A 13,115-nucleotide genomic window follows, 5' to 3' on the forward strand; every position below is an offset into this window, starting at 1 on the left:
CAGAATCGATTTCCTCGGCTTCGCCCTTCTAACCCGTGATATCAGCCGATTGGATCGCTATTCAACACGGCAGAATAAACAGACTTACTTATCGAATCGAGTTCTTCTACCATAACTCACTCTGAATTGAATAAACGATCCTCCCTACGATTGTTACTTAGAGCTATCGCCGAATAATCGTCCCCACAGAGAGGATGGCTCTGAAGCGCTGTCACAGTCAGACATCGTCTCGGCTTGTCCTTCTCGAGTCTGCTCTATCTCTCGGTTACGCTCTGCAAGTTCGCTTTTGAGATCCTCAACCGTTGCCTCAAGGTAATCGATACGCTCATTTTTCTGTTCGAGGGTAGCCTCGAGTTCGTCGACACGGTCGGTCAATAGCCGATTTTTCTCGACCAGATACGCACGATTCTGATTCCGTTCCGATTTATCACCGGTGTCAGCGGTCGACGACTCGCTCGTTCTGGGAACAGATTTGGTTGATGCCTCTCGAGTATCGGGATCGTAGAACTCAGAGGTACTCGCAACCGCTCGCTCGATGGTCTTCTCGCCGTACGTAGAGCTGTCAGCGTAGTGGACTTCATCCCACTTGTCTCGGAGCAACCCCGATTGGCGGAAGAGTCGGTCCATTTGCTGTTGATCATCGCCAGTCCAGAACGCCAGCAGACAACACAGTGCCATATCCGCTTCTGACTGACTCTCGTAGCCGGCAGTCGAGCCACGCCACAACCGCTCGAACTTCTCGCCGTTCGATGCATTCCGCGCTCGCTCGAGCAGATCCTTGTCCTCGAGGTCGACATCGGTATGGGCTGCACTGCCCGTCGTTTCCGTCTCGTCCCCAGTGCGACGGCTCACAGATTCATGCTCTGGATCTGGTTCGGGGTCTTGGACGTACTCACGGTGGATCGCTACCAGTGCGTCCTGTCGACGTCCGACACGAGATGGCGTGTCCTCAAGGCGGTCGCCGGTAACAGTAAAAAACCGAGCTGTGTCGTATAGTTCGATACTTCCTCGACGGTTCCGACCTAGAGGTAACTCTCCTTTGATGAGCACATGATACCCAGTGCCCGACGGAGAGATTTCCGTATAGGAATCGAGGCGCTCGATGATATCCAGCGCTGTTTCGTCGACGTCGCCGCTTTCGGGATCTCGACAGTCATCCAGATCCACGCCGACGATTGGATCGTCGTCGGTAAAGACGAAGCCGATGCCATCGGCGTTCCCTGTGTCAGCGTACTCGAGCGCTGTCTCGAACGACGCCCATGTTTCGGGATCCGTCGATGACGCGAACGCATCACTGCCTGGCGTCACTGGTATCTTCGTTGGCTTCCCATCCCGAAGTTCTTCTTTCCAGCACACCCACTGGTCACGATCTCGCAAATCTGCTGGGAGTACTGTTCTATCGAATGATGGTGTAGAACTCATTGGCAATACCCCCGAGGGGCACTTACTGAGTCCCTCGAACAAACTATATCAGAATATGGATAGAAGTGCCAATTCTGTGTATGGTGTCTAAGCTGCCTGTCCCCACATCGTTCTGCGGGATGAACCCAGTGTAGACTAGTTGGTTGTGGATCGAATTTGTGCGTGGACAGCGCTTCCGTCATGCGATTCTGGCTGGACACCCATGTCCATGCAGTTTGTGTGGCCGCCCAGTCTGCGTGGACAGATGATTGAGATGTGCAATTATGGCTATCCAAGGCCCTGTACTGGGCAGTACTGTAGATTGAGTACCACCGGCAGCGAACGACTGCTGAGATACGATTAACATGTGTCATATGGATGGTAGGTCTCATTGATCGAGCAGCGCGTTCCCCTCCTGTGTCAGGGTCAGACCGATGTAGAACTGGACACGCTCTCCGTCTACTCTAGACCGATCGGTCTCGAGATCAACGACGTTCCGTAATTTCCGGGTGAACCAGCCCTTGGTCGTTCCGTCAATGTTCTGCTGGTCAGTCCAGGTAGCATAGGCCTGAAACAGATTGTCCTGCGGCACCCTTGCACCCTCAACCTGCCTGACGTACATCGCGGTGAACGCTTCGACACCGTCCCCATCAGGATCGATGTCCACTGTCGCATTCGTAGCTGGTGGATCAGATTCTACCGATGGTGATGACGAACCCTCGCCAAAATCTGCCACCGTACCAACGGCTTGAGGCGACTCAACTGTAGATTCACTGGGCCACAGATTCTCGCGATCTGGATTCTCGGGTAGCGGATACGTTTCTCCATGCTGGAAAAGCAATGGATCACCGTCGGGTGGTAGAATCACCACGAGATAACTGTCTCGTGAATAGTCTGCGTTAGGGAGATCGGTGGCTGGGATGAACGGTCGTTTGATTGGCGTCCAATCCTGTTTGAAGTCGGCTTTTGAATCGTATACATGACTCTCACCAGTCTCATAGACGGTGTACTGTCCGGTTTCCCGGTCGTGACTGTAGTACGCCGGAACGCTATCCTTCGAAAGCGGTCTATCGTCTGGAACGCGGGCCAACTCTATTTCACCATCAGATAGAACACGGTCCTCGCCCTCACGAATCCAGACCGTCCGATTTGACTCGGATATGCGTGGCCGAACAGCGGTTACGCCACCGTGAGCTGTTGCGCCACCGCCAAACGTCACGATCTCATCGCAATTATAGAACTGCTCTGTCTCGTCCGCTCGTTCGCGCAGTGGCGGCAACAGGATGTTCTCGACCCGCTTAGCCCACTCAGTCTCAGGGTCACCGGGACGGACAACGAAGATCGGAATTCGCTTCTCCTCGTGAGCGCGTTTGAGATTCTGCAGGACCTTCGCGGGACGGTCAGGCGTCGTCGTCTCGGCCTCGATATTGAACACACCGTCGTGGACTGGGTGCGTCGCAGTGGCGTCAGGTTGTTCGCTCCCGTCTTGCTCAAGGATTTCGACACTGAACCCGCGTTCGGTAAGCGCTACCTCAGTATCCATGAGCAATGCATCGTGGCCGGCCCCGCCGGCCGATCTGACGGTTCCTGTCTCGGGTTGTACCTGTGTTTCTCCCTCGTCAGTGAGGCGAACAACGATCTCGTCATCCTGCAGGTCAACGTCGATCAATCGCGATGCGTCACGCACGTCGGGCAAGTCTTCGTGTGCATAGTCAACCTCGAACTCGAGTTCGCTATTCTCGAGTCGCACAGACAGTTCCTCATCGACAGCCGTGACATCGATCCAGCCGTTTTCCGTTCGCACGCCCTTCCGGATTTGGACCGTGCGAATTGCGTCGGCCATCGTCTCGTCGAGTATCTTCGTCGGATTGGCTGCCTCGTTCGCGTCGCTGTAGATGAGGTTCCGGAGGATCTCAGCATCTGTCAACGGTTCCGTCCCGTAGCGGTCCAGGCTCTGCTCGATGACGTCATCGACTGCATCAGCTGTCCGAAGCGGAGGATACGGCGGGAACGAGTTGAGGAGGACAGGTTCGGAGTACCGACCGCCGTCAAGAGGCAGTTTCGTCCAGGCCTGATACTGATCAGTCGAGATAAGGTCCTCCGCTGTATAGCCCTGGAACCGTTTCATCAGGAGCTGGGCGTCGTCGACATCGTTGACCGAGAACGCAAGGAGGTTATCACAGTTGTTCTGCATCGCTTTCAGTGTATCCTCATCAAACTGCGAGGGATACTGAGAAGCGAGCGTCACCGATAGTCGCATCGATCGAGCCCGGGCCAGCATCGACTCGATATCAAGATTGTCGCTCGCGATATCGTCGAACTCGTCACACACGACGAAATAGGGGTCTGGATCGGTATCCCGTTCGTACGACCGGTGCTGAATGGCACTCCAGAGGTTGCGCATCACGCCAAGCGTGACCATCTTCTTGATGTCTGTGTTCTCGACAGGCGTTCGAACGATGACGATCCGGTCGTTGTCGATGATGTCTCGGAAGTCGATCGTACTGTCTCGATGGGCGATGATCCGGCGGATCACCGAATTTTCGACCCACGACTTGATCCGTTTCAGGAGTGGCCGGACCGTCTCTTCTTCCATGTTCGCGATCTCGAGACAGAACTCCCGGATATAGGGATTCTCAACGTCGAGTGCGAAATCTTCGCGTCGTTCGGCGTTGAGCAACGTGAAGTACATATCGATGACCGAGAACGGTTTCTCCGATTTCATCATCGCACGAGCTATCGTCTCGGTAATCGCCTCCATATTGATGCCCCAGTAGTCAGACGTGTCGAAGACCGCTTTCAGATTCTCGACCCGACCTTCGATCTCGTTCTCGAGTTCCTCGATCGTCTCACACTCGGGCACCTCGAGGAAATTCATCCCGACCGTCTTCTCGTGCGTTGTCGATCCGGGCTCGATCCAGATCACGTCCTCGAGACGGTTTTCGGGAAGCTTCCTGAGGAGTTCGCGCGAGTCACGGCCTTTCGGGTCGAAGTAGACGAACCCATAGCCCGAATACGCCCACTGGACCATCATATTCAGTAACGCCGTGGTTTTCCCGTAGCCCGTGGTCCCCGTAATCCAGATATGGCGAAAAAGCGACTCGAAGCGAAGCGGTGCTTCACGGAACCCCCGTTGTGGATCTTCATCGTAGCCGATCCAGAGCGGGACAGCAGATGAATCTGGATCGGCACCTGCCTCGAACATCTCGCGGATGTACGATCCTGCGACGGTGCCTTCACTGTCTGTATCAGATATTACAGACTTCCCACCGACGAAGGTCGTGTCTCGTTCGACGATATCATACGGTTCACCGAATCGAGATTGGAGAGCAGATGGTGACTCGGACAGTGATTTCTCCTCTTCGATGGCTCGTGTTCCTGAATTTGTCTCTCTACCTTCTCCCGCTGACGACTCAGCGAATTCGGTGCGATCGAAGAAGCGGTCAAATACCATCCTGTCCTCTCGTGGCAACGTTCTGGTGGTTGGAACTGCTACGATCGGCGGCTTGATCGTATTGCCCGACGTCAGCAGGGACTCGATCACCACGTTGCGTATATCGCCAGTCGATGTTCGGTGTCTCGATCTCCGCATTTGGGATGTGGGCAACGCCCGCGAGTTCATCGACGGTCATGATCATGTGCCGATCAATCCAGTCCCGATTGCTCATTCGCTGGACGAACCGTCGAAGTCGGTTGGCCCGCTTTCGTTTCCTGCGATGCCAGACCGGGATATCGTCGAGCCCCTGCTCGGTGACCGCGTTGTAGTACTTCCTGAACATGCCTGCAACACCGCGCGCCCGAGCCTCGGCTTCGTCCTGCTCCGACGACGCTGTGAGGACCCGGATGTTGACGTGAAACGCCTGTTGGCCGCGTTGCTGTTCGATCGTCTTCGCTGCTTGCTTGTCCTTCGCGCTTGCCGGTCTCGTCCGTGGATTGAGCCAGCCGACGGATGTTCCCTGGCAGAGGGCGTATGCGAGTTCGTCGACGCTATTGTGTTTGAATCGATCGCCGTCGGTCCAGGACCGTTTTGCAGGTCGGAAGACGACCTGAGTGACGACCGTACTATCGTCAAGCGACAGCATCTCGCTCGTGATCTCGCCGTATGGATCCGTCTCAAAACCTTCGCTGTTATGATGGCGTATCGGGTAGTAGGGGATCTTCTCCATCTCGAGCCAGGCCCCAGCGACGTACTCGTCAGGCTCGATGATGGGGAACGCATGGCCATCCTCGACGCGGAAGACCTCGCTGTTGGCGTAGTTGTTCCCGACGCGGCGGCGGAACTTGTCGGCAGCTGCGTCGGTGGCTGCGTGCATATAGAAGCAGATCTTTCCCTCGTCGAACCAGACCTCGAACGAGTGGTGATCGCTCGTGTTCTTCCCGCGGAAATTGGTGGTCACGTCGTGGACTGACTGGAGCAATCCGGCTCCATCCACGACTCCCTCGTTCTCTTTGTAGGGACGGATCCGCAGCAACGTTCCGGGGGTGTCCCCTTGCCGTTGCACGAACGGTTCTCCGCCTTCGAAATCGAGTTGCGTTGCCTCGTACTGTGGCGAGGAATGGAACACCTCCGTGAGCCGCCCAAACGGAGACATAGCGTTAGTCGTCACCCCCTGTTTCGGTGGTCTTTCGCTCGGTCGATGATGGTGACTTACCACCATCTGCCTGGACACGCGCTTCGTCAGCATCGGTTCCATCAGACCCCGTCTCGTCCGAGGCGTCCTCGAGCGCCTGATCCACGACCGCTTCGAGGACCTCCTCTTTGGACAACTCTCCCTCGAGGACATCTTGTGCCTCGGCTGTAGTGAGATCGAACCGTGTCGCGAGCGCGTTCTTCCGGGCTTCCCTCTCGACAAACTCTTCGAAGGCGAGCAGTTCCGCTGGTTCGTCGCTAATCGATTGCTCGATGAATGTTCGATCGGCGGGTTCGTATTCGATAACACGCGTCTCGAACTCGTCGGCGATGACGTGCAGCGGATACGTTCCATGCTCCTCGACGCGGACGAGCGACTGGCTGTACCCGAGATCCTCTTTCCCGGCATCGGCACTTCTGACGTACCGGCGTTGTTCTTCCGTCAAGCCGATTTTGTCAGCTGTCCCATCGTCCAGATCGGGGAGCTTGTGGAAGACCTTGATCGGACACATGCCGATGATTTTCTCTGCTTGGTCGGTTTCGTAGAACTCCTGGGCTGTCTGGGAGAGCAACACCATTCGAAGGCCTGCGTGACGCTGGTGACGGAACGCCGTCTCGAGGAAATCGAGATTCGCCTGATCCTCGAAGAGATAATGTGCTTCGTCGATCGCCAACTCCACGTTCCGATCAGTGTTTTTCGCCTGCTGGTAGATCGTCGACAGCAGCAACTGCATCAGGAACGTCTGGCGGTCGATCCCCGATGCACTTCCCTCGATCTGGCCGAGATCGATATAGACGACTTTGTTATCGCCCTCGAGGATGTCGATCTCGGAGCGATGTGAGAGGTTTTCGTAGGCACCGCCTTCCCGGAACGGCTGGAACGCGATTGCAAGTTCATCTGCGTACCGAGCAGCGCGTTCGCGAGCCGAGGCGGAGTCTGCGATATTGTGTTCGTCGGGGTTCTCCGCGATACCACAGAGGATTCGGTGGACGTCTTGCATCGTCGGTGAGTTCGCCGGCGTATGCGTCGAGACGTCGTCCTCGACGATCCCTGCCTGGCGATAGACCTCATCGATTACATACGAGAGGACGCCCGTTTCGGCTCCGAGATCGATATCACGAGCGTCGAGAAAGTTCTCGAGCACAGCGGCAACCTCGTCTTTCTTCGCTGACAGTGGTGAGACCCCATCAGTTGATTCGAGGACGTGTTGTGGCGTCTCTCTGATCTCGAGTGGATTCAATTTGGTCTCGCCACCGACGGTAATCGTTTTTGCGTTCAGGGCATCTGCGATGCCACGGAAGCCACCGACGGGATCGACGAGGACGAGCATGGTATCGTTGCGGCGTTTCATCATCCGGAGATGGCGCATGATTCCGCCGAACGTCTTCCCGGCACCGGGCATGCCGACGACGAGTTCGCTGTGGCCGGTCTCGAGGTCCCACGGATCGATCCGAATCGGTGACCCGTTGTGGCCGTGATAGCCGTACTCGATACCCTCGTCCATCATCAGGTAATTCGACGAGAAGGGGAACATCGCGCCGATCGCCTGATTCGTCAGCGTCGACATCCGGTCGCGACCGAGTTCATTCGTCCCGAGTGGCGAGACCGTTGCAAGCCCGCGTTCCTGCCACCGACTCGCGACTTTGAGCGTACAGTTCGCCGGGGCATCCTTGATTATCGACCGCAGGCGCGTCGTCTGATTGTCGAGGGCGTGTTCACTGTCGGCCGCCAGTCGAATGAACACGCCACTGCGGTAGAACGAAGCTTTGTTCGCTCGGACGAGTGATCGCATGTACTTCGCCTGATCGATGTCCTCCTGGAGATCCTCGGCTTTGAGGCTGTGCGAGTCGTGTTGGTTGATCTTCAAATCTGAGATCCAGTCCGCCATCATATCTTGTGCCGACTGGCTGTCGAACGGATCGAGATGGATGCTGATGTCCGTCTGCAAGTCGGTTTCAAGCAACAGTCGCTCGAGAAGACCGTCCGACGGCTCTTCGGGGAACTGTTCGATCCAGAACGTTCGGACGTAGGTTTCGTCGTTGATCACGGCGTAGGTTGTCTCCCAATCGACTGTTGACGGAGCGATAACCGACTGGTGCATCGTCGATGGTTCAGGCAATTGATCCTCAGCAGGAATCGAGTGTCCATCGTCTGCGTCTCTGTCATCAGTATCTTCTGGAGATTTGCTCGAGTTCGTTTGTGAGCCGTCGTATCCAGTGGAATCGAGCGTCACTGCCCCATCATTACCCATTTCGCGGGAGACAACCGGCAGCGTACCGAGTGCCTTCGTGAAATCGTCGTATTCCTCCGGTTGGCACGTCCAATATTCCTTCGTGAGACGAGCAAGGTCCGAGGCGTCGACGGGACTAATCGAACACCGATATAGCGATGAGCCACCGCGGCGAAGCTGTGTGAGTCTGGACTCGAGTCGCTCTTCTTTGAGCTGCTCGCGCTCGGCTTCGGAGAGGCCATCCGACTGAAATCGCTCGAAAAGACGCCCAATGATGGGTACTCCAGCGAGATAGGCGAGAACACTATCACCCGTCTCGTCGAACTGTCCGATGTCATCGTCGGTGACTGCGGTGATGAGGTAGTACTCGCGGATCGTCGTCGTAGTCGAATCGAGATCACCGTTATCTGTCGTGTTCGCGCCAACGTATTCCTCGAGAAGCCGCTTCAAAACCGGTCGCGACCGAACGTCAGCATCTCCGAGTCGGTCACGATGTGCCCGGACGACATCGTCCGCATCCACTTCTCGACTGGTGATGTAGACCTTCACCGGAAAATCGAGCGTCGAGTTCGCGAATTCCGAGAGCGACTGGACGGCTTTCGCCCACGCATCATCGTTCTCGAGAGCCATGTTTGCTGGTTCGACTTTCATCGCACCGACGAGTGCGCCATCCGTACGTTCGACAGCGTGGGGATAGACACGCTGCAAACGAGTCAAATACCGGATCTCGTTGCTATCTTCATCGCCGTGGGTGTACTCCTTGTTCTTGATCGCCCAGTTGAGGCGAGCGACGAGCCACTCGGTGAGCCAGAGATAATTGGGTTTCACCTTGTGGAGCAAGAACAGCAGCGTCGTGAGTACGATTCCAAGTCCAAGTATGGGAATCGTCAGTGCTGCCGGAACGAACGTCGCTGCAATGACGGTGACGAACGCCACCGTGAGGAAGAGCATGAGCTCGCCGATCGTGTACCCCCTAAAGAACGCCGTTGTTCCACCCAGCGACTGGTGGATCTTTCGTGCGCTATACTCGCTGTCCGCTGTGTTTGTGCTCATTGGAATCACCACCGCGAGACCTTCTGTTTCGTGTTTTTGAATCCGCGCTTCGCTCGAGTCGATGCTTTCTGACCGGCATTCCGGGCGTCTTCGGCGGCTTTATCCCGCATTCGGCCATACTCCGATTTCCGAACTGTGTTGTACTGGCCGACGTGGGTTTTCGTCGCTTGAGCCGAAGAGCCGAGTTTGTATGCCTTCGAACCGCCGCTTCCGATGGTCGTTTGACCACTCTTCGTTACTGCGCCAAACTGGTTGTCCGCGTATCCTCGATGGACGTTTCGGGCACCTCTGACAGCTGACCCAGGAGCGCTTTTGGCTTTCCTCGCCCCGGCTGCAGCCGCTGCAGGGTTTGACGAATAGGCACCTCTCTGGGCGATGGTTCGCATCGCCGGACTGCTCCAGTAGACCGTCAGAAGCATCGCAATAACTGCTGCAGGGATTAGCGTCAACCCAATGAACAACGAGAAAAGTTCGCTTTGACCGAGAGTCTCAACTCCACCGATCTCCCATCCAATTCGGAAAAGTAGTGCGGCCGGGATTCCTGCAAGCACTAAGCCAGGATAAATCCCAGCTGCTCGGCGAGCCATGTTTGCAGCTGGTGTAAATGGCCAGATTTCAACAGCCCAAACGACACCAAGTAGCGGCATCGTAACCGTTAACACAAATATTCCGACCCAACGGAGAGCAACGATGAATCCTGCGATGACTAACAAGGCGTTCGATATACCAACCATCGCTAGAATCGAAAATGTCCCTCCAAGAGTGGCCTGAATTAGACCCCCAAGCCCCGCTGACATTTCTTCAATTGGAGCGATCGTCATTCCAATCGCGTTGATGAATTGTAGCGGAATGGACACTAATGGGAACCAGACAAACGTTCCCATAAACACTAGAATTAGACGTCTGAGAAGGTGTTTTCGTCGGTATTCGCTCATAGAACCAGATCGAAGTCCGATGAACGAGAGAGCAATAACCACCAACATAATTGTCAGTGGGAGAATGTATGCTAAATACACGTCCTGGTACAGACTTGTCCAGGGTTCTTCGCTTGGAGTACCAACGACAATATACTGCGAATCCGAAACGGGTGCTGGAACACCGACAATTGGGCGTAATAGGGCTTCATAGACGTTGTTTACGAGATTGAGAAGTGCAGAGGCGATATCATCCAAAACGTTAGTTATTGCGTTTTCGACTTCCTCTTGAAGCCATCCCATCTAATTCCCACCTCCGTTCGATTGTGATGCACCTGAACTCCCATTTACGATTGAGAGGTTACACGACTGCCCTCCGCTGTACTTGATCTGCTGTGTATAGGTTGGGTTATCACCAATCTGAACGACAGCCATCACCGTCATCGGCTCTGTTCCTAATTCGCTGCAATCGAGCGAACCAGTTGCACCGCCAGTCTGATAGATTTGGCTAACTGAATACACGGTAGTCTTGCCGGCCGGGAGTCGTGTTTCATGGTAGTATGAGATCGTGTCATCCGTCCCAAGCTTCGCAGCCGGCGCTCCCTTCCACCGGAGTTCTGTGAGCATTGAAGGAATCGTCCCTTCATTCTCGATAACGACTGCCGCATATTCGTCCCATACAGGCGAATTCTTGTCCCACTCCATGTCGGGATTTTCCGCCGCCCAGAGGACGTCTGTAATCGTACAGTCGGCCTCGAGCGTGATCGTCGTTTTTTCGATCGTCTCGTCTTCATCGAGGGCGACCAATTCGTACTCACCAGTGGAGAGATCATCGGTAAACCGGCCCAGAATTTCGAACGATGTCTTGGTTTCTCCGTTTGCGAGACGCTGTTGGTCAGCCAGTTCTCTGTTCGGATCGATGAGATTGATGGACTCGACGGAGGTACCGTCGGCAACTTCAACTTCGAGATGAGTCCCGTTCATCTCGATAGAGGCGAACACGTCACTGCCGTCAGCGCTGAGCCCATTTCCGCCGGACGTATCATCGGTATCGTCTGATCCAGACATACAGCCGGCAAGCACAGTTGTACCAATGCTGAGGCTGGCAAGGACTGATCGGCGAGCGATTCGACTAGTGTCTGTCTTTGGGTCTTCTGTCATGGTTTGTCTCGGAGTCCAAGGAGCGCACCGCCAGTCAGATAATCAAAGCCATAGACGGCCAGCGAGACTGGGATGAACAAGAAAATCGTTACAATGACTAACTGGACGAGCCGCTGAAAGTCGGGATAGTCTGGGGATGGCGCGACGCGATCCTCCGAAGCGGAGTACAAGCGGCCTCCATGCCACCATTCTTTTGGAACGTATGTCCCATCGACGAGTGACGTGTACTGGCCGTCGAGTTCGAGAACGGCCACGCCGCTTGCGTTCACAGGTACCGACTGATTTCCAATTTTGACTCGACCAGTCGGTATTGGATCACCAGTAGCGGGATCCGTGACCGTCGCTCGAACGCGGGTTCCGGATGCATCCGCTTCGAGGATGGTTAGCTCGAGGTTCGATTTGTGAACCGTGCCGCCGTCTTCGAGAGGAATCGTCTGTGACTGTCCACGAACGATTCCGTGGACAGTCACCTCGTCGACAGAATCTGCCGGGAGCGTATCTGATCGGACCGCGATTGATGTCAAGTGTACATACCGATCGACTGTTTCAATGCCGACCACGTCCGGGAGGGATGGTCCGCCCTGTTCAAGGCCCCATACTTCTTCGATGACCAGCGGTGGCTCAGCATCGTCCGTCGCCTTGCTCGGCATGTCCGGTCGCTTCTGCGTCGGGAGTGCGTGGATCTGGGCTGGACGGACAGATGAATTCCTGCGGGTAGTGTCCGTTTCCGTCCGAGAGACCATCGTATGCCAACCGTCAATTCCGGCGGAGTAGAATCGCCAGTTCCCACGGAGTCGAGCATCGTCGCTGACCTCAATTGCCGACCACGTCGTTCCTGGATGAATGGCGATTCCAGTTCGATTCTCGTTGTTTTCGAACGTAACCCGCCTTCCAACGCTATCGGTAAACCGGTTGACAACCGTGTGACGGGAATCGGCCGCTCTTAGCCGTTCATCCTGATACTCGGTTTCCGTCTCCCACGACCCGTCACAGCGATCCGCAGTGCTATCGTACTCATCGCACGTCCCGATGTCGTGGCGAAGCTTCGCAGATATTTCGACCGCGACAGAGAGGTTTTGCGTTCCTGAGAGACCACTGTACTCGAAGGTGGATCGGTGACTCGTGGTAGAGTCGATGACCCGACCGTTTGCTCGCAGTTCGACACGTTCAATCCCCGATTCCAGGACCGTCCATTGCTCTCGGGTCGATCCGTTAGTGTCGTCGTCTGGAGACTCGATTCGATAATCGGTTACCGCGAGCACGTCACCATCGGGGGCGATGTATTGGGTGGAGTGGTTCCTCGAGTGTACCACCGTCGAGGGCTGGATCGCAAAGATGCTGACGTACACATCCTGAATGGAGAGCCCATTCTCGAGTTGTGCCCCCTCGGGATGGACTGACGTTTCCGTATCACCTGGGTCGAAGTCCTGAAAATCGCCGTGATTCCAGGTTTCGACGTCTTTGGGTGGCTCGTCGAACGCGACATCAGTCGATCCTGCGAGCTTGGTGTTGAACTCTTTCCGTGAGGACGTGTTATTTGTGAGTAGCCCCCTCGAGCCGAGCCCCCGATCGAGGTCTTCCGACCATAATAGTGGGAATTGTGTCTCGTTCACGCCGTATGCAGGTCCGTCTGCAGGGATTACAGAACTCGAGTTCGAGTTCGCCTCGTTGGGAGTCGCCCCAGTTGGCAAGCTACCGATCCATCCACTGGTGGCGAGAACGGTA

General features: G+C 55.6%; 7 protein-coding genes. All 7 read right to left on the minus strand.

The window, feature by feature from the left end; genetic code table 11:
* Positions 1-153 precede the first annotated feature (153 nt).
* The 7 genes from NJU76_RS26070 to NJU76_RS26100 all read right to left on the minus strand — a co-directional run bounded on the left by NJU76_RS26070 (position 154) and on the right by NJU76_RS26100 (position 13,003).
* On the minus strand, positions 154-1,422 hold the full coding sequence (locus NJU76_RS26070) for a phage NrS-1 polymerase family protein (protein ID WP_254534074.1): 1,269 nt from the start codon (positions 1,420-1,422) through the stop codon (positions 154-156).
* 367 nt (positions 1,423-1,789) lie between these two features.
* On the minus strand, positions 1,790-4,855 hold the full coding sequence (locus NJU76_RS26075; protein ID WP_254534075.1) for a type IV secretory system conjugative DNA transfer family protein: 3,066 nt from the start codon (positions 4,853-4,855) through the stop codon (positions 1,790-1,792).
* The gene (locus tag NJU76_RS26080; protein ID WP_254534076.1) at positions 4,845-5,993 is read right to left on the minus strand and encodes a DUF8128 domain-containing protein; all 1,149 of its coding nucleotides are present in this window, start codon (positions 5,991-5,993) and stop codon (positions 4,845-4,847) included. The genes NJU76_RS26075 and NJU76_RS26080 overlap by 11 nt, the downstream gene beginning before the upstream one ends.
* A 4-nt stretch (positions 5,994-5,997) precedes the next feature.
* Entirely contained in the window at positions 5,998-9,315 is a 3,318-nt protein-coding gene (locus NJU76_RS26085; RefSeq protein WP_254533959.1) for a VirB4 family type IV secretion system protein, read from the minus strand.
* A gap of 5 nt (positions 9,316-9,320) precedes the next feature.
* Positions 9,321-10,532: a TrbL/VirB6 family protein gene (locus NJU76_RS26090; RefSeq protein ID WP_254533960.1), complete on the minus strand. Its 1,212-nt coding sequence runs from the start codon at positions 10,530-10,532 to the stop codon at positions 9,321-9,323.
* On the minus strand, positions 10,533-11,297 hold the full coding sequence (locus NJU76_RS26095) for a hypothetical protein (protein ID WP_254533961.1): 765 nt from the start codon (positions 11,295-11,297) through the stop codon (positions 10,533-10,535).
* An 89-nt stretch (positions 11,298-11,386) separates the two neighbouring features.
* Positions 11,387-13,003 carry a DUF8186 domain-containing protein gene (locus NJU76_RS26100; RefSeq protein ID WP_254533962.1) on the minus strand — a complete coding sequence of 539 codons (1,617 nt, stop codon included), beginning with the start codon at positions 13,001-13,003 and terminating at the stop codon, positions 11,387-11,389.
* Positions 13,004-13,115 lie beyond the last annotated feature (112 nt).

The organism is Natrinema gelatinilyticum (assembly GCF_024266705.1).
Lineage (GTDB): Archaea > Halobacteriota > Halobacteria > Halobacteriales > Natrialbaceae > Natrinema > Natrinema gelatinilyticum.

Excerpts from the sequence above, each read along its gene's own strand:
- NJU76_RS26070 (WP_254534074.1), bottom strand. The coding sequence starts at position 1,422 with ATGAGTTCTACACCATCATTCGATAGAACAGTACTCCCAGCAGATTTG.
- NJU76_RS26075 (WP_254534075.1), bottom strand. The coding sequence starts at position 4,855 with ATGGTATTTGACCGCTTCTTCGATCGCACCGAATTCGCTGAGTCGTCA.
- NJU76_RS26080 (WP_254534076.1), bottom strand. The coding sequence starts at position 5,993 with ATGTCTCCGTTTGGGCGGCTCACGGAGGTGTTCCATTCCTCGCCACAG.
- NJU76_RS26085 (WP_254533959.1), bottom strand. The coding sequence starts at position 9,315 with ATGAGCACAAACACAGCGGACAGCGAGTATAGCGCACGAAAGATCCAC.
- NJU76_RS26090 (WP_254533960.1), bottom strand. The coding sequence starts at position 10,532 with ATGGGATGGCTTCAAGAGGAAGTCGAAAACGCAATAACTAACGTTTTG.
- NJU76_RS26095 (WP_254533961.1), bottom strand. The coding sequence starts at position 11,297 with ATGTCTGGATCAGACGATACCGATGATACGTCCGGCGGAAATGGGCTC.